This window comes from Polynucleobacter sp., assembly GCF_044342855.1.
Lineage (GTDB): Bacteria > Pseudomonadota > Gammaproteobacteria > Burkholderiales > Burkholderiaceae > Polynucleobacter.
Window position 1 is genome coordinate 65,651 of sequence record NZ_JBIIPA010000006.1, and the last position, 18,055, is coordinate 83,705.

Annotated in this window: 18 protein-coding genes and 1 other RNA gene; 9 read left to right on the forward strand and 10 right to left on the reverse strand. The window is 46.3% G+C overall.

The annotated features are described in order from the left end of the window. Genes aroA through gyrA form a run of 6 tightly spaced genes read right to left on the reverse strand, consistent with a single transcriptional unit; the run spans position 1 to position 8,316 of the window. On the reverse strand, positions 1-1,320 hold the full coding sequence (aroA, locus tag ACIQZ3_RS03665; protein ID WP_397390470.1) for a 3-phosphoshikimate 1-carboxyvinyltransferase: 1,320 nt from the start codon (positions 1,318-1,320) through the stop codon (positions 1-3). Between the two features lie 8 nt (positions 1,321-1,328). Then, a complete protein-coding gene (locus tag ACIQZ3_RS03670) occupies positions 1,329-2,210 on the reverse strand; it encodes a prephenate dehydrogenase (protein ID WP_397390432.1) in 882 nt (293 codons plus the stop codon). Between the two features lie 32 nt (positions 2,211-2,242). After that, positions 2,243-3,373: a histidinol-phosphate transaminase gene (gene hisC, locus ACIQZ3_RS03675; RefSeq protein WP_397390434.1), complete on the reverse strand. Its 1,131-nt coding sequence runs from the start codon at positions 3,371-3,373 to the stop codon at positions 2,243-2,245. After that, positions 3,370-4,464: a prephenate dehydratase gene (gene pheA, locus ACIQZ3_RS03680; protein ID WP_397390436.1), complete on the reverse strand. Its 1,095-nt coding sequence runs from the start codon at positions 4,462-4,464 to the stop codon at positions 3,370-3,372. The genes hisC and pheA overlap by 4 nt, the downstream gene beginning before the upstream one ends. After that, positions 4,464-5,561, reverse strand: a complete 1,098-nt coding sequence (gene serC / locus ACIQZ3_RS03685; RefSeq protein ID WP_397390438.1) for a 3-phosphoserine/phosphohydroxythreonine transaminase — start codon at positions 5,559-5,561, stop codon at positions 4,464-4,466. The genes pheA and serC overlap by 1 nt, the downstream gene beginning before the upstream one ends. A gap of 31 nt (positions 5,562-5,592) precedes the next feature. After that, a complete protein-coding gene (gyrA, locus tag ACIQZ3_RS03690) occupies positions 5,593-8,316 on the reverse strand; it encodes a DNA gyrase subunit A (protein WP_397390440.1) in 2,724 nt (907 codons plus the stop codon). A gap of 160 nt (positions 8,317-8,476) precedes the next feature. Here gyrA and ompA point away from each other — a divergent pair, with 160 nt between their 5' ends. From ompA to ACIQZ3_RS03730, 8 genes are all read left to right on the forward strand, one after another. Continuing rightward, positions 8,477-9,046: an outer membrane protein OmpA gene (ompA, locus tag ACIQZ3_RS03695; protein ID WP_397390442.1), complete on the forward strand. Its 570-nt coding sequence runs from the start codon at positions 8,477-8,479 to the stop codon at positions 9,044-9,046. A gap of 100 nt (positions 9,047-9,146) precedes the next feature. After that, a complete protein-coding gene (gene ubiG, locus ACIQZ3_RS03700) occupies positions 9,147-9,836 on the forward strand; it encodes a bifunctional 2-polyprenyl-6-hydroxyphenol methylase/3-demethylubiquinol 3-O-methyltransferase UbiG (protein WP_397390444.1) in 690 nt (229 codons plus the stop codon). Next, positions 9,833-10,510: an HAD family hydrolase gene (locus ACIQZ3_RS03705; RefSeq protein ID WP_397390446.1), complete on the forward strand. Its 678-nt coding sequence runs from the start codon at positions 9,833-9,835 to the stop codon at positions 10,508-10,510. The genes ubiG and ACIQZ3_RS03705 overlap by 4 nt, the downstream gene beginning before the upstream one ends. Before the next feature lie 79 nt (positions 10,511-10,589). Beyond that, positions 10,590-10,948: a transfer-messenger RNA gene (gene ssrA / locus ACIQZ3_RS03710) on the forward strand. 68 nt (positions 10,949-11,016) lie between these two features. After that, positions 11,017-12,363, forward strand: a complete 1,347-nt coding sequence (locus ACIQZ3_RS03715) for a tyrosine-type recombinase/integrase (RefSeq protein WP_397390448.1) — start codon at positions 11,017-11,019, stop codon at positions 12,361-12,363. Positions 12,364-12,509: 146 nt separating this feature from the next. Continuing rightward, positions 12,510-13,466, forward strand: coding sequence for an ABC-three component system protein (locus ACIQZ3_RS03720; RefSeq protein ID WP_397390450.1), 957 nt, complete (start codon positions 12,510-12,512; stop codon positions 13,464-13,466). After that, positions 13,450-13,698, forward strand: a complete 249-nt coding sequence (locus tag ACIQZ3_RS03725) for an ABC-three component system middle component 8 (protein ID WP_397390452.1) — start codon at positions 13,450-13,452, stop codon at positions 13,696-13,698. Before ACIQZ3_RS03720 ends, ACIQZ3_RS03725 begins: the two co-directional genes overlap by 17 nt. After that, a complete protein-coding gene (locus tag ACIQZ3_RS03730) occupies positions 13,685-15,481 on the forward strand; it encodes a DUF2326 domain-containing protein (RefSeq protein ID WP_397390454.1) in 1,797 nt (598 codons plus the stop codon). The genes ACIQZ3_RS03725 and ACIQZ3_RS03730 overlap by 14 nt, the downstream gene beginning before the upstream one ends. Positions 15,482-15,499: 18 nt before the next feature. On the opposite strand, the gene ACIQZ3_RS03735 is transcribed toward ACIQZ3_RS03730, so the two are convergent. After that, on the reverse strand, positions 15,500-15,856 hold the full coding sequence (locus ACIQZ3_RS03735) for a M15 family metallopeptidase (RefSeq protein ID WP_397390456.1): 357 nt from the start codon (positions 15,854-15,856) through the stop codon (positions 15,500-15,502). Next, positions 15,853-16,389: a hypothetical protein gene (locus tag ACIQZ3_RS03740; RefSeq protein WP_397390458.1), complete on the reverse strand. Its 537-nt coding sequence runs from the start codon at positions 16,387-16,389 to the stop codon at positions 15,853-15,855. The genes ACIQZ3_RS03735 and ACIQZ3_RS03740 overlap by 4 nt, the downstream gene beginning before the upstream one ends. Before the next feature lie 17 nt (positions 16,390-16,406). Between ACIQZ3_RS03740 and ACIQZ3_RS03745 the strand changes: the two genes are divergently transcribed. Continuing rightward, positions 16,407-16,565, forward strand: coding sequence for a hypothetical protein (locus tag ACIQZ3_RS03745; protein ID WP_397390460.1), 159 nt, complete (start codon positions 16,407-16,409; stop codon positions 16,563-16,565). On the opposite strand, the gene ACIQZ3_RS03750 is transcribed toward ACIQZ3_RS03745, so the two are convergent. Together ACIQZ3_RS03750 and ACIQZ3_RS03755 are read right to left on the reverse strand one after the other, a co-directional pair. Beyond that, a complete protein-coding gene (locus tag ACIQZ3_RS03750; protein ID WP_397390462.1) occupies positions 16,562-16,957 on the reverse strand; it encodes a hypothetical protein in 396 nt (131 codons plus the stop codon). The two genes, ACIQZ3_RS03745 and ACIQZ3_RS03750, sit on opposite strands and share 4 nt — an antisense overlap. A gap of 10 nt (positions 16,958-16,967) precedes the next feature. Beyond that, complete coding sequence (locus tag ACIQZ3_RS03755) at positions 16,968-18,014, reverse strand: phage major capsid protein (protein WP_216223986.1); 1,047 nt, start codon at positions 18,012-18,014, stop codon at positions 16,968-16,970. Between the last annotated feature and the right edge of the window lie 41 nt (positions 18,015-18,055).

Below are 18,055 nucleotides of genomic sequence, written 5' to 3' on the forward strand. Positions count from 1 at the left end.
TTAGGAAACAATCTTTGCAAATTCAGCAAAGTAAGTGGGGAAGGTTTTGGCAACGCAATTAGGGTCATTAATCTGCAAAGCATTTGGGCCAAATGCAGCTAATGAGAAGCACATCGCCATGCGATGATCATCGTATGTATCAATACCTTCGATTGGAGATTTCCAATCGGATGGAGATTGAGGTGCTTGCACCACGATGTAATCAGCACCCTCCTCAACGATAGCGCCAACTTTTTTCAACTCTTTCGCCATTGCTGCAATACGATCAGTTTCTTTGACGCGCCAACTGGCAATATTGTTTAAGCGAGTTGGGCCTTCAGCAAACAATGCGGCAATAGCTAGGGTCATGGCTGCATCTGGAATTTCTGTGCAATCAATCGTGATCCCGTTGAGTTTGCCATTGGCATTTTTCACACCAGCAACTTCAATCCAATCTTCACCAGAAGAAATCTTTGCACCCATCAGCGCCAAGGCATCAGCAAAAGCTACATCACCTTGAATACTCTCACTACCCACACCTAAGACACGTACCGGACCACAACCAATCGCGCCAAGCGCTAAGAAGTAAGAGGCAGAGGATGCGTCACCCTCAACTGATAAGACACCAGGGCTTTGATATACCGCGTCAGAAGTCTTGGCAGGAATGACAAACGACTGCGGATCAGGACAGGCTACTATGACACCAAAACGTGCCATGAGCTTAAGCGTGATATCGATATAGGGGCGAGAAATCAATTCACCAATCACTTCGATCCTAACGGGCTCCCTTGCCACCAAAGGCAAGGCCATCAACAAGGCGGTAAGGAACTGGCTAGAGACATCTCCACGCACCTTCACAACATCTTTGATTTCAATATCAGCAGCAAGAATCTTGATCGGCGGATAACCTTCTTGCAATTCGTAATCAATCGTTGCGCCAACTTGTCGCAATCCGTCCACTAGATCCCGAATAGGACGCTCATGCATGCGTGGTACACCAGATAAACGATAGTTACCACCCTGCATTGCTAAAGCCGCTGTTAAGGGGCGAATCGCTGTACCTGCATTACCCATAAAAAGGTCTGCATTCTGAACCGGGAACTTACCACCGCAACCTTCAACCACACAGACTTTATCAGCTTGATCCGTTACCGATAAACCCAACTGACGAAGGGCATTACGCATCACTTGCGTATCGTCAGCATCCAATAAATTTTTAAGGGTTGTTGTGCCAGAAGACAAGGCAGCCAACAATAAGGCGCGATTTGAAATACTTTTTGATCCAGGTAAGACAATCGAGCCTTGCGCTCGCTTGAATGGTCCTATGTTGATATCAGGCAAACCACTCATCAAAGTACATCCAAATCTTGACGCGCCTTGCTGGCCTTATTAAATAATTTCTCTAAACCTGAACCATCATTATCAGCAATCAATTTACGCATGTGATTGACGATGAGTAGATATTGATCGAGTTCTTTTAGGACTGCCGTGCGATTGCCCAAGCAAATATCTCGCCACATCTCAGGACTCGAAGCGGCAATACGCGTGAAATCTTTGAAACCTGCACCAACATGACTGAGCTTTTGATCAGCGTCTTCAGAATTCACTACGCTGGCCATTAAGGCGTAAGACAAAATATGCGGCAAATGGGAAACGGCTGCATAGATCGCATCGTGTTGCACACAAGAGATCTTTTTCACAATAGATCCAACCGACTGCCAAAAACCTTCAATTAAATCTGTATCTTGCGAAGAGTTTTCCTGTAGCGGACAAAGAATAGTTTGCTTGCCCTCAAAGAGATCGGCTTTTGCTGCACTCGCGCCATGTTGCGCACCACCTGCAATCGGATGGGCTGGCACAAACTGGCAGGCCTTTTTACCCAAGACTTCCTTGGCAGCTAAAATCACATCACCCTTAGTGCTGCCAGCATCTGTCAGCATGGTCTGAGACTCTAGGTGCGGCTCAATCACTTCAAAAGCAGAACGCATCTGCGCCACTGGCACGCACAACACAATCACATCGGATTGTTTTGCTGCTTCGACTAAATCGACTACACCATCAATCGCGCCCATCTTTAACGCTTGATCTAAGTTTGAAGCGCTACGGCCAACACCTAGCACCTTATTGACTACGCCCGCTTTTTTTAATGCCAAGCCCAAAGAGGCGCCGATTAATCCAACGCCAAAAATGGTAACGGTACCGTAATTACTGGATGGATTAATGATGGCCATTGCTTGATGAAATTTGTCTGTTTGCTATTGAACTACTGCTTCGCCAAAATATCTTTAAGCGCGGCAATAAAGGCTGCATTTTCTTCAGGTAAGCCAATCGAAATACGCAACCATTGTGGCAAACCGTAATTTCCAACTGGGCGAACAATAATGCCGCGTTTGAGGAGCTCTAAATTAATACGAGCGCCAGCGCCATCATCTTCACCAACCTTGACCAACACAAAGTTTCCAGCCGATGGTAGGTAAGTCAGACCAAGTTCATCAAAGGCCTGGGTTAATTGGGTAAAGCCAGCGCGATTGAGTTCAAAGCCTTGTTGCAAGAATGCAGAATCCTGAAATACTGCGATCGCCGCGGCTTGTGCAAGACTATTCACGTTAAATGGCTGACGGATGCGATTCAGTAAATCGGTCAAAGCGGGTTGAGCTACTCCGTAGCCAATACGTAAACCTGCTAAACCGTATGCCTTAGAAAAGCTGCGTGACAAAATCATATTAGGGAAACGTTTCACCCAAGCAATCGCGTCATAGCGCTGATCGGCAGCAAGATACTCGTTGTAAGCTTCGTCCAATACCACCACCACATGAGCAGGTACAGCAATTAAGAAATCTTCGATCTCTTTTGCAGTTAAGTAACTACCTGTAGGATTATTTGGGTTAGCCACAAATACCAACTTGGCTTTATCACCAGCAGCTTTTACCGCTTGCAGCATGGCAGGCAGGTCATGGCCGTACATCTCAGTAGCAGCCACCTCAACCGCCTTAGCGCCAACAGCTTGAGTAGCCAATGGATAAACAGCAAAAGCATGTTTAGAAAAAATCACTTCATCGCCAGCTTGAGCAACTGCACGAGCGGCCAACTCCAAGATATCGTTACTACCATTACCCAAAGTAATCCAATCGGTTGGCACACCTAAGCGCGCTGACAATACATTCTTTAATTCAAAGCCATTGGAGTCCGGGTAACGACCTAAGTCCGCAGCCGCCTTCAGCATCGCATCTTGCGCTGACTTTGGCATGCCCAATGGATTCTCATTGGAGGCCAACTTCACAATCTTGTTTTCATCCAAACCATATTCACGCGCGACTTCACTGATGGGCCGGCCACCAACGTAAGGTGCTATCGCATGAATGTGCTTTAAACCAATAATGGATTTAGATGTCATGCTGAATGGGGATATGAGCCGAGATTTTTATAAAAAGCGGCTGTTGTTTTTAATTCATCCAATGCTTTAGCTACTTTTGCATCTTCAGCATGTCCTGCGACATCGATATAGAAGTGATACTCCCAAGTTCCCTTGCGAGCTGGACGAGACTCGAAGCGATTCATGGAAACACCATGCTTAGCTAAGGGCTCTAATAAGCGATGCACTGCACCCGGCTGGTTATCTACCGACAACACTAAAGAAGTTTGATCTTTACCGGTTGGCTGGCACTCATAAGTACCAACTACGACAAAACGCGTTCGGTTATGTGGATCATCCTGAATCTGTGCGGCCACTGCCTGCAATCCATAAGCCTCTTGCGCAGGATCTCCAGCAATTGCTGCCAAGCTTGGGTCAAGAGAGGCCATGCGAGCTGCCTCAGCGTTGCTACTGACTGCCTGACGCTTCAATTGAGGTGCATGCACACTCAACCATTGCTGACATTGCGCTAAAGCCTGAGCATGCGCACACACAGTGGTTACGCCATCTAGGTTGCCGCTCTTAGTCAGGAGATGGTGACGAATAGGTAGCACCACTTCGCCGCTAATACGCATTGGAGAATCCAGAAGTAAATCTAAAGTACGAGAGATGGCGCCCTCGCTAGAGTTCTCAACCGGAACTACTCCGAATTGAGCTGCACCCTTTTCAACCGCTTTAAACACTTCATCAAGACTGTTGCAAGGCAAAGCAGCAATCGAGTGACCAAAATAGGTTTGTGCAGCTTGCTCTGAAAATGTTCCTACTGGCCCAAGATAGGCAATCGTCTGACGAACTTCTAAGGCGCGACAAGCAGACATCACTTCACGCCAAATTGCGGCGATGCCATCCGCTAATAGCGGGCCCTTGCTGAGTTCTTGCAAGCGCGCGACAACTTGACGCTCACGCTCCGGCCTGAATACCGGTGATGAAAAATCACCTTTGATATGTCCAACCTCTTGAGCTGCTTGTGCACGCTGCGATAACAAATCTAAAATCTGCGCGTCTAGAGAATCGATCTTGTCGCGGATTGGCGCGAGGCGCTGTTCTTCAGTGCTCCGGTCTTGAGAGCTCATTAGGCACGCCTTTCAAAGTCACGCATAAATTCCACTAAGGTCTTGACGCCTTCGAGCGGCATTGCGTTGTAAATACTGGCACGCATACCTCCAGCCGCCTTATGACCGCGCAAGGCAACTAAGCCTGCTGCATTGGATTGTTCCAAGAACTGAGCATTTAAATTTTCATCCTTCAAGAAGAAGGTGACATTCATTCTCGATCGATATTCTTTGGTAACGTGATTTTCATACAAGCTACTTTTGTCTAAAAAGCTGTAAAGCAAATCGGCTTTTTCTTGATTGCGCTTTTCAATTGCTTTAACGCCACCCTGCTTTAACAGCCATTTAAACCCTAAGCCAGCCATATAGATGGCAAATGTCGGGGGTGTATTAAGCATGGATTGATTTGCAGCCTGCTTTGACCAGTCCCAAATAGATGGGGTGATCTTCATGCTGTGGCCCATCAGATCTTTGCGCACAATCACAATCGTCACGCCAGATGGCCCAATATTTTTTTGCGCTCCACCGAACCAAACGCCGCACTTGGAAACATCCATCTCTTTCGAAAGAATATTGCTAGAGATATCCGCAACCAAAGTTTTACCATTCACATCAGGCACATCCGGAAACTCTACGCCGCCAATGGTTTCATTGGCACAGTAATGAACATAGGCCGCATCATCCGAGAGCTGCCAAGTAGAACGTGCCGGGATCGTATTGAATTTTTCTGCGGCTGAAGATGCTGCTAGATTCGCAACACCATATTTGTCAGCTTCTTTAAAAGACTTTTCTGACCAAACGCCTGTCACTAAAAAGTCTGCTTTAGGACCATTCTTTGCAAGACCCATTAAATTCATTGGGATCGCCGCATTCTGACCAAGGCCACCACCCTGTAGTAACAAGATTTCGTAAGAGTCAGGAATATTCATCAAGGTGCGCAAATCGTGCAACACCTCTTCGTAAACCGCCATGAACTCTTTGCTGCGGTGACTAATTTCCATCGCGCTAGTACCGAGCCCTTGCCAATTCAACATCTCCGCAGCAGCCTGCTTCAATACCTCTTCAGGTACGGTAGCAGGCCCCGCAGCGAAATTGAAAATGCGGCGGTCAAACGTCATGATGAATTAATTAACCTTGTATGAATGCCAATTAGGCATCACCAGCTTTATCAGAATTGGAGTCAACTGCTGGATCGGCGGAAACATCTCCACCTTCACCGTCTTCACCATCATCCAAATCATTCTCATCATCAGAATCGCTTTCAGCAATACGCTGTAAGCCAGACAAGCGTGTACCTTCATCGACGTTGATCAAAGTAACGCCTTGTGTTGCGCGCCCCATCTCACGAATCTCTGAAACACGTGTGCGCACCAAGATACCGCCAGTAGTGATCAACATAATTTGATCCTCAGGAGATACCAAAGCAGCAGCAACTACTTTTCCGTTTCGCTCAGTTGTCTGAATAGCGATCATGCCTTTAGTGCCACGACCATGACGGGTGTATTCACCGATCGGAGTGCGTTTACCAAAACCATTTTCTGTTGCAGTCAATACGCTGCTTGGAATTGCGAGGCCACTTGCGTCAACCACAACCGCTTCAGCACCTTCGGCAGCTTCAGCCGGGGCAACTAACATGGCAATTACTTGATGGCCTTCACCCAAGTTCATACCGCGCACGCCGCGAGCTGTACGGCCCATTGGACGAACATCATTCTCATCAAAGCGCACCGCTTTACCAGCGTCAGAGAACAACATCACATCATGCTGACCATCAGTAATGGCTGCGCCAACTAAGAAGTCGTTTTCATTCAAATCGACAGCAATGATTCCGGCCTTACGTGGATTGGAGAAGTCAGACAAACGCGTCTTCTTCACTGTACCCAGGCTTGTTGCCATAAAGACGTAATGATCATCTTGATATCCCTTAATCGGGAGAATCACAGTAATCTTTTCGCCTTCAATCAACGGGAACATGTTGACGATCGGCTTGCCACGTGAGTTACGGCTACCTTGTGGAACTTCCCACACTTTGAGCCAGTACATGCGTCCACGATCCGAGAAGCACAGAATGATGTCATGCGTGTTCGCAACGAAGAGAGTTTCAATCCAATCTTCATTCTTAGTAGCTGCGGCTTGTTTGCCTCGGCCACCACGTTTTTGCGCACGGTATTCACTCAGAGGCTGGCTCTTCATGTAACCAGTATTCGAAAGTGTGACCACCATATCTTGCGGAGTGATCAAATCTTCTGTGAACAACTCGGTTGCATTCATCTCGATGAATGAGCGACGACCACTGTCACCGCCAGCAATACCAAACTCAGCTTGCACTTCTTTCAATTCAGACTCAATGACCTGAGTAACTCGCTCTGGCTTAGCAAGCAAATCGAGCAAATCAGAAATCTCTGCCATCACATCTTTGTACTCATTCACAATCTTGTCTTGCTCAAGGCCAGTCAAGCGTTGCAAACGCATCTGCAAAATTTCTTGCGCTTGGCTATCAGACAAGCGATAGAGGCCAGTAGTCTGCATGCCGTACTCAGGCAATAAACCTTCGGGGCGATAAGCATTGCGACCACCCGGGGTATCCGTCTCAGCGCGCGCTAACATCTCGCGCACCATAGAAGAGTCCCATGCCTTGCTCATCAATTCTGACTTAGCAATAACTGGGTTTGCAGCAGCTTTAATGATGGCAATAAATTCATCAATGTTTGCCAATGCAACTGCCAAGCCTTCTAAGACATGTCCACGCTCGCGCGCTTTGCGCAATTCAAAAATCGTACGACGTGTCACTACTTCGCGGCGATGTTGCAAGAAGTACTCAAGCATTTGCTTCAAGTTCAACAGGCGCGGTTGGTTATCTACCAATGCCACCATGTTCATACCGAAGTTATCTTGCAGTTGAGTGCTCTTATATAAATTATTGAGAACCACTTCAGGTACTTCACCACGTTTCAATTCAATCACGACGCGCATACCTGACTTATCAGACTCATCGCGCAGATCAGAAATGCCTTCTACTTTTTTCTCATTGACCAACTCAGCAATACGTTCGAGCAAGTTCTTTTTATTTACCTGGTACGGCAACTCATCAACGATGATGGCCTGACGCGCACCTTTATCGAGGTCTTCGAAGTGGGTCTTGGCACGCATCACGACACGGCCGCGGCCGGTGCGATACCCTTCGCGGACCCCTTGAACGCCATAAATAATGCCGGCGGTCGGGAAATCAGGTGCAGGAATGATCTCAATCAGCTCGTCGATCGTGCATTCTGGGTTGTGTAGTACGTGCAAACAGGCTGTAATCACCTCATCCAAGTTGTGGGGAGGGATATTGGTGGCCATACCCACGGCAATGCCTGAGCTGCCATTAATCAGCAAATTAGGCACTTTTGCAGGAAGAATCAGGGGTTCTTTCTCGCTACCGTCATAGTTTGGCCCGAAATCTACGGTTTCTTTGTCTAAATCGGCCAACAACTCATGGGCGATCTTACGAAGACGAATCTCGGTATATCGCATTGCAGCAGCGTTATCGCCGTCTACAGAGCCAAAGTTACCCTGTCCGTCAACTAACATATAGCGCAGAGAGAAGTCCTGGGCCATCCGAACAATGGTGTCATACACCGCAGAATCGCCATGTGGATGGTATTTACCGATCACATCGCCAACTATACGGGCAGATTTTTTGTAAGCACGGTTCCAATCGTTGTTTAATTCATACATCGCAAATAAGACCCGGCGATGAACAGGTTTGAGGCCATCACGTACGTCTGGCAGGGCTCTGCCGACAATGACGCTCATTGCGTAGTCCAAATAGGACCGCCGCATTTCGTCTTCTAGGGATATTGGTAGTGTTTCTTTAGCGGCTTGTTCCATTTAGAAATAATATCATTTTGATGACTGATAGCCCCTATGCTAATATTCTTTCAGTTTGTACGAAATTGAGATGTGTCGCTTTGCGGTTTTTTGCTTCAAAGTAGGGCGAATTACATTTAAGTTTGACTTTAATTAAAAAAGAGATTTTTGAGGACTAAAAATGAACAAAACCCTAAAAGTGTTGCTAGCTTCTGTTATCACTGTTTCTGCTTCTGCAGCAATGGCTTCTGATAACTGGGAAAACAGCGCTGGCTTGAATTGGAAAAACGGCGACGGTACATTGTGCTGGCGTGATAACAACTGGACTCCTGCAACTGCAGCTCAAGGTTGTGATGGCTGGTTGGCTCCTAAAGCTGCTCCTAGCATTAGCCAAAGCAAAATCACTTTGCAAGCTGACACACTCTATGACTTCGACAAAGCTACATTGAAGCCAGAAGGTAAAGCTACATTGGACAAGATCGCTGCTGACTTGAACAAGATCAAATTAGAAGTAATTATTGCTGTTGGTAACACTGATAGCGTTGGTACTGATGCTTACAACATGGCTCTCGGCCAGCGTCGTGCTCAGTCCGTTAAAGCTTACTTGGTAAGCAAAGGTGTTGACGGCAGCCGTATTTACACAGAATCAAAAGGCAAGAGCAATCCAGTTGCATCAAATGCAACTGCTGAAGGCCGCGCTAAGAACCGCCGTACTGACATCGAAGTTGTTGGTACAGCTGCAGTTAAGTAATTCTTTTTACCTGTAAGAAAGCCCGGTTCTGCCGGGCTTTTTTATTTCCGCTATATTCGTAATTCATTTACCTCTGCAGGCCTCTCGCGCCCCAATCCCTATGAACGTCGATCAATCTGAAATCGCTAAATTTAGCGCCCTAGCCCATCGCTGGTGGGATCCCCATAGCGAATTCAAGCCTTTACATGCAATCAATCCTTTGCGTCTCAATTGGATCAAGTCTTATGCTAACCTCCAAGGCAAGAGGGTTTTGGATGTAGGTTGTGGTGGCGGGATCTTAGCGGAGTCTATTGCACAGTCAGGTGCCGATACGTGCGGCATTGATTTATCTGAAAAAGCCCTCAAGGTAGCTGAATTACATGCCCTCGAAGTGGGCGCTACCCTCAAATACCGCTCTATATCAGCGGAAACGCTAGCTGAAGAAGAGCCAGAACAGTATGACGTTGTGACTTGCATGGAGATGCTAGAACATGTTCCAGACCCTGCCTCAGTAGTTCGAGCTTGCGCCAAGCTTTGCAAGCCGGGTGGGACCCTCTTTTTCAGCACTCTCAATCGCAGTCCTAAGTCCTACCTATTTGCCATTATTGGCGCGGAATACATCTTGCGACTTCTACCCAAGGGTACGCACGAATACGCTAAATTCATCAAACCTTCCGAACTCGTTGCATTTACTCGCCAAGCAGATCTAGAAATGATCGGCATGAAGGGTATGAGCTACAACCCGATTACTCAGGTGTATAGCCTTGGTGAAGATGTCGATGTGAATTACATGATTGCGGTGCGCAAATGAGTGGTGGGTTAGCCAGTCCTTACAAGGGTGTCTTTTTTGACCTCGACGGTACCCTTGCCGATACTGCCCCAGACCTTGTGGCAGCCGCAAATCAGCTTCTCATCGCTAGAAATCTCGCTCCTAAGCGATATGAGGTCCTCCGCCCCTGCGCCTCTGCTGGAGCTCGCGGCTTGATTGGTGGGGCATTTGGAATTGATCCTGACCACCCTGACTTTATTCCTCTGCGGGATGAGTTTTTTGCGAATTACGAGAAGGCTTTGCTGGTTAACAGCGTACTTTTTGAGGGTGTAGATCACTTATTGGATCAGCTAGATGGCGCCAAGCTTCCTTGGGGCATTGTGACCAACAAGAGTGAGCGCTTTACCAATCCCCTTACTGATTTGATGGGTCTGCGCCAAAGAGCAGCATCGACAGTATCCGGCGACACCACCGCATACTCAAAACCACATCCTGAGCCCATCTTGCACGCCGCCAGAATCGCCAATATTGACCCGAGTTACTCCGTATACGTTGGTGATGACATTAGAGACATCGTGGCAGGCAAAGCAGCAGGCATGAAGACGATTGCAGCAGCCTATGGCTATTGCGGCTGCGAAGAGCCACCTGAAGCCTGGGGTGCTGACTATCTTGTGCGCCACCCAAAAGAACTACTAGAAATCATCTTCCCGCAGTAGGGCTTAATTAGCAATCTGCAAGATATCCAACATTTTAAGGCTAAGAGCCTTAAAATAGAGTTTCCAATGCATGAACTCCGGGGTCGACATGGTTTCGACGTGGATTACAAAGCACCAAGGGCATACCGAGGACCCGTTATCTCGTAAATCAATGGGAATGTAATAACTGCAAACGACGAACGTTTCGCACTAGCCGCTTAATTGCGGTTGCCCCTGAACTGATTCTCTCTTGGGTCAGCTAGCGCAAGCTAGATCAGGGTCATTTACAAGAGATAAGATCATTTCATGTCACGGGGAATGGTTCGAAAACTTAGTGAATCGCCAGCGTGGAACATGTCAGTCTGTGACTAGCTAGCTAAATTAAATGATATGACTAAGTATGTAGAACTTGTTGTAGAGGATTTGCGGACGCGGGTTCGATTCCCGCCGACTCCACCATTTTGAAGTATGTAACAGTCCAACGCCACCCACCAGGGTGGCGTTTTTCTTTATAGATAAAGGGCTTTATGCCCATTGTGGTCTTTCTAGATTCTGCTGTATCCAAATACGCTGGGGGTATTATTGGGGGTATCGGAGCAAAATCGAACAAGGTCAAAAACATGGTTGGGGGTATTTCTGGAAAGCTTACGGATAAAGGGATCAAGAGCTTCGTCAACCGCTCAGCCCCAGGCAGCAAGCTTGCAGATGGCCGAGGTCTTTATTTACTTATCACCCAGACCCAAACTGCTATTTGGCGCATCAAATATCGCATCGAAGGCAAAGAAAAAAGTTATTCCATAGGCGGGTATCCACAAAACAGTTTGGCCCAAGCAAGACTAGAGTTAAACGAGGTAAAAGCTTGTCTTACCAAAGGCCAGGATCCAGTCATCTCCAGGCGCCTTAATAGAGCCAATGCCGCATCTCAAAGTGACAGCACCTTCAAGGCTGTAGCTGAAGAATGGTTCTCCATGAAAGAGAAAGAATGGAGTGCAACCCACTTCACGAAATCCAAAAGGGCTTTTGAAAGGGATGTTTATAAATCTTTGGGGGCACTGCCTATTGAAAGTATTACTCCCTCAGTTATTGCGAAAGCAATTGAGACCATTAACAAACGAGATGTTCTAGAGACTGCCACAAGAATTTTGCAGCATCTTAATGGTGTATTTCGTTACGCCCAGGCCAAAGGTTTATGTGAGGGCAATTCTGCTGCGCCAGTGAAGGAAATTCTTCCTCGGAAGAAAACAAATGGTCGTATGCCGGCATTGCTTGATTGGAATTCTTTAGGCGCCCTCTTACGTGCTGCAGATGCCGCGCGCCTATCACCATCAGTTAGGGCGGCCCATCGCCTTCTCGCATTTAGTGCAACGCGCATTAGCAATGTTGTGCAAGCCGAATGGAAAGAATTTGATCTTGATGCAGATATTCCGATCTGGGTAATACCTCGCGCCAAGATGAAAGATCACACACGTATTGGAGATCATCGAATTCCTTTGGGTCCGCAAATCACTGCAGAGTTAAAGGCATGGGGGAAACTATTTGGTAGACGAGGTTATGTATTCCCATCCCCCACAGGCAATCAATTCATTAGCCGAGAAAGTCTTGAGAAAGCTTATCGTGTAACACTCAATATGGCAGGCAAGCATGCGCCACACGGCTGGCGTAGCGCTTTCTCTACCCTTGCTAGGGATAAAGGCTTTGAACAGGATGTTGTTGAGTTGGCACTAGATCACGCTCATGGCAATGAAGTTGTTCGCGCCTATGATCGTGGCGAACGATTTACCCAAAGGATTGGTCTATATAAGTGGTGGGGCGAAAGATTAACGCAGGCTCAGAATGGGGCCGAGGTTATTGAGCTCAGCAAGAAGGTAGCTTAACTTGAACCAGATGGCCAAGGACTTGGGATGTCACCTCAGAAGCAATAGGCTATTATAAATCCATGCCACTAGATTAGGCGGTTGAAATGATATGCTCGACCCGATTAAATTAAAATCCTCACATGAAAACTTTACATCTTATTTAAATGAAGTATGCATACGAAGATCTGGGCGATGATCAGTTTGAACAACTTGTTGTTCTGCTCTGTAAGCGACTACTTGGCATGGGTGTCAAGGGGTTTTCTAAGGGTGTAGATGGCGGACGTGACGCCAAATTTATTGGCACCGCAGAACTTATTCCAAGCAAAGCTAATCCATGGAGCGGTACAGTAATTGCACAGGCAAAGCATACGAATAGTTACAACCGCAGCTTTTCTGAAAGGGATTTTTTTAACACTGATTCAGAAAATACGGTAATAGGGAAAGAGGTCCCGCGCATCAAAAAACTACGTGAGGCTAAGCAACTGGACCACTATATGCTTTTTGCAAATCGCCGATTAACAGGCAATGCCGAGAGTGATATTAGCGCCCATCTTTCCAGGGTATGCGGACTACCAGAAGCGTCAATAATGTTATGCGGGCTTGAATCACTGGAAAGTTGGTTAAAAGATTTTCCCGATATACCAACCATTGCAAAAATCGACCCTATTGACTCCCCTCTTATAGTCAGCCCTGATGACTTATCCGATGTAGTGCAAGCTTTTGCTCGGCACATAAATCAAGCAACAAAGGAACTGGTGCCACCAAGCCCGCGCACATCCTATGAGATGAAAAATGATCTTAATAATATGAGTGCAGAATATGCGGTAAATCTGCGGAAACGCTACCTAAAAGATACGGGGCAAGTAAAATTTTTCCTTTCATCCCCAGAGAATAGCGAAATCCTGGAGATGTACGAGTCTGTGGTTGACGAATTTCAACTTAAAATCATATCGAAGCGCAAAGATTTTCAATCCTTTGATGAGGTAATGAATTACTTATTAGATATTTTATTTGCGCGCGATCCTCTTTTACGTGCCAATAAAAAACTAACGCGAATCATGCTTTTCTATATGTATTGGAATTGTGACATCGGGAAAGGCAATGATGTTGCGTCCCACTAAACACTCCCATCCTGATCGTACCGTTATTAATGTAGCGCTACTCCTGCTGTCCCATCTTCGAAAGCGTCGCCTTGATACGTATGCCACGCTCCGGGGTCACACAAAAAAAATTGTGCCTGGTGGTGATTCGCTTTTTTTACCAGCCATTAATTTTCTCTTTCTTCTTGGATTGATTGAATACCGCCCCAAAACTGATTCTGTTGAATATGTAGGGCCAAATGAAGCTATCTAAGATCTACTCCAATAGGCCGGACCAGTTTGGCCCAATTGAATTTAACTCAAATCTAAATGTCATTCTGGCAGAAATAAGGCTCCCTAAAAATAGAGAAAAAGATACGCATAACCTTGGAAAGACTACGCTTGGCAGACTTCTCGACTACTGCTTCTTGTCCGGCAAAGATCCCCAATTTTTCCTCTTTAAACATGAAAATGTATTTAAAGATTTTATATTTTTTCTTGAAATTGAACTCGCAGATGCCTCCTATTTAACTGTGCGTCGGGGGGTTGAGGATGCAACCAAAATATCTTTTAAGAAGCATGAAGCTGCACTACAGGACTTAAGTGACCTACCAAAATCAGAATGGGATCACAGTGACCTTCCCTTTGATCGAGCCAGAGAAATGCTCGATAGTCTTTTGGATTGGAGGGAAATTTCACCATGGCAGTACCGGAAAGGACTTGGTTACCAGCTACGAAGTCAAGATGACTACCAAGATGTTTTTCAACTTCGTAGATTTGCTGGAAAACATGCGGACTGGAAGCCCTATGTAGCTCATATTCTTGGCTTTAATCATGAGCCTATAGAGCTGCACTATGAGAAACAAGCGCAACTTGATACAAGTAAGGCCAAGGTTGAAACCATTAAATCCGAGTTGGGTGGCTCAATTGACGACACTGGAAAAATAGAAGGAATTCTTCTATTAAAGACTAAAGAAGCAGAAAAGAAACAAAACCTTCTAGATGCATTTGATTTCAGGCAGCAGGATAAAGATCGCACAAAGCAATTAATTGACGAAATCGATGAAAATATTGCCACACTAAACTCGAGAAGATACTCGCTAAATCAGGCAAAGAAAAAAATCAACTCTTCGCTTGATGAAGATCGCATACTCTTTAACCCGGATGAAGCCGAACTCCTCTTTAAAGAGGTAAATATTTTATTTTCTGGGCAAATTAAAAAAGACTTTAACCAACTAATTGAGTTCAATAAAGCCATTACGGATGAGCGCCGTGGATATCTCCAGGAAGAGCGAGCTGAAATTGATGCTGAATTAAAAAAAATCGGCTCTGAGCTTAATACTTTTGGGAAACGTCGATCAGAAACCCTATCCTTCCTAAGCGGTACCGATGTATTCGCCAAATATAAACAAGTAACCAATGAGCTTGTAACGCTGCGTGCGGAGATATCCGCACTAGAGCGACAGCGTAGTTTTATTCACCGCCTGCAAGAATTGAGAGGTGAAATTCGCACACTATCGGAAGAGGGGATGCATTTACAGTCTCAAATCGAGGCTGATGTAGAGTCTCAAAGCTCTAACGCTAAAAGCATGTTCTCCTCTATTCGACTTTTTTTCAATGAAATTATTGAGGATGTAATTTCACATAAAGCCCTGTTAAATGTATTTGTAAATAAAGATGGTCACCTTGAATTTCGAGCCGAGATTCTTGATGATGGAGGCAATGTTACTAGCGCCAATTTGGGTCATACGTATCAAAAACTATTGTGCATAGCCTTTGATCTGGCAGTGGTGCGCGCTCATCTTGATAAGAAATTTCCTAAATTTGTATATCACGATGGAGTTTTTGAATCATTGGATGACCGCAAGAAAGCAAATCTCTTAAAGGTTATAAAAGACTATGCGAATCTAGGTGTCCAATCTATCATCACCCTTATAGATTCTGATATGCCGCCCATTGATGATGCCAGTGAAATAGTCTTTGGCACCAATGAAATTGTATTAACCCTACATGACGAGGGTTCTGATGGTCGCCTCTTCCGCACAAAATCTTGGTAAGGGTTATTTATCAATCCATTAGCAGATCGCTCTCTCAAAGTGCGGTACATCCACAAATCCCTTGAAATTCCCTCCCCATCTATTCTTGGAGCTTAGACTCTCCCAGTATTCACCAACTGTGCGGATGAGTTCTTTATCCCAAACCAGCTTTCCATTCCAGAAGAAGTTCAGATCAATAGCGCAGCGCCTTAAATGATTGCTACTCATAGTTTTTGATCTACCTGTCCTAAAGTAGATCTCTTGCTGCTCTGGCGAACGCCAGAGCTCTCCCCCTGTAACTACCCACCCTTCAGCCGTTGCAAACTGGATAAGGCGGCTAACATCGATCAAGAATGTAGCTTGCTCTGCAACCAAACCACTCACGCTTTTACTCACTGCGGTCCTTCCTTGTTGCTAGGGGCGCTCATGCGCATCTCAAAGATCTTCTCGACTGATCTACCGCCAAAGTAAGCAAGCATGACTAACTGCCCCCATTCACCTAGAAGCTTTACATAGGCTTCATTGATATCTATACCCATGGCTGAGAGCAATGCGAATAAAAGGTAGGCCGTGAGGATGTAAACAAGCGTTCCCGGTCTGATGTTTTTTGATAACTTGGAATCGCTACCCATATCGGATTGCCAGCGATTGGTGGAATTGTCTTGTGAAGCACGATGCATCTCAGCAAGAAGTTTTGATTCTTCTATTTCGAGTTCTTTTTGCTTAAGCGTGTATTGGAGTAGTAGCTGCTCTTGTTCGATCTCTAACTGCTTGAGCTTGATGAGATCTTCCTGACTGGGATTTTCCGGAATGCGCGCCCCAATCTTGCTCTCAATAAATTCCTTGCCCTTGGCTTGGACTGCGCCTGCAAGTAAACCAAGGCCATTGACGGCCAAGGTTTGGACTAGAGAGGTGATGATTGGAAGCATGTAATAGGTTCTTCTTGATGCCTGGAATATGGAAGTTCACCGCCCCACTACCGCCTAGGCTTTTAATTGGTGTTGGCAGTGGGGCGCAGTTACGCGCGCCCACACACCATGGTTACTTCAACACCCGCAGCCGCACCCAAACACCTGCTGCTAGCGGTGGTCTTCCCTTCTGCTAGCGTTTCTTAGCTCCTTTGGTTTCCAATGGCTCTTGCTCAAGAGTTCCTTCTAATGCCTTTTCTTGCGCTGGGAGCTGACCTTCTTTCATCAAGCCTTCTACGATCTCCATGAGGCGATCTCCATCATCTTCACCAAAGACTTTGGCTACGACCTCATGACCATACTTGGCACAGAGGCGGTCGTACTCCTGCTCTGGCGTAATCGTGGTCTTTGATGGGCGCTCGAACACCGTGACGTTCTCGCGTCCAAATAGATTGCGAAGGATATTAGTCTCATAAGGCGGTACATACACATGGATGGTTGTAAAGGCATCCCTACGAACTACTGCTTCCACCTCTTTGATTTGGAAGCCACTATGAATGAGTTCTTTAATATTCATGCTGTTATTCATGTCTTCCCCCTTATTGAATAGCCAATACCGCATGGGCATTAGCTCTTGAGATGGATAAAGCGCAGCGTAGGTTCACCATGGCGTACATAGCAAGCGTGTCGTGCGGACGGATTGGAGCAACGATGTCTAAGTCATCGTCACGTAGCTTCATAAAGCGGGTGTTTAAGAAATAGCAGCGCTTACTCCACTCCACCGTGCGATTAGCCATGGCATCAAGTTCATCAAACTGCGGATCCCAGATGATTTCTACGCCTTTAAAGGCTAGGCCAGTGTTAACACCAGCACCTACGCCAGCATCGATATACTTGGTCTCACCTGATCCAGCGATATGAGTCACTGTCACTTGCTTGCGATAGGTATCAATGAACTTGCCACCCGCGATGATGAAATCCGGGCTACCGCCATGCTTAATACATTGACGCCATGCGGTCTCCATCTCCCCCACTAAGTTACCTGGCGCTGTTGAAGCAATGTCTTTGACGGCATAGTTACGCCAATAGCTTGCTTTGGCTCGATCAATACCGCCTACCGTGCCAGCATCTGGGGCAAGACTTACTAGGCTATCTAGGCCAACTACAGCATCAGCGCCGTGCGAGCCATCGCGGTGCAGCTCTAGGTCCAGCTTGTTGAGGAATCCCTCCCTCAAGACTTCTAGTTGCTCATCCAATAAATTAATCAATTGCACGCGCTCGTTGTATTCCAATTGGAATCCTCGCGCCCCACCCTCGCGCACCTTAATCCCATTGCTAAATAGGCGGTCATAGTCGATGTAGAGACCATCAACTGCTCTACGCCATGGAAAGGATGCCTGCTCAGTCGTATTACGTTTATTGAACTTGACCGTCTCCTCACCAAAGGCCCAGCTAAAGTTACTGCCATGTTCTTTGCGGATGTTCTCGACAACGTTCTGTTTAGCCCCTAATAGACTCTTGCGCCCTTCCATGAGTTTTTTAAGGAAAGGTCTCTCTACTGCGATTTGATCGACTGGTAGATTGCGCAAGTACTCATCTAAGGAAACCTTTGCTAACTCCTGCAAGTCTGTATTTGAAATTGGCATATGCCACCCCTATCAATGTATTTATCTATTTGTGAATTGGT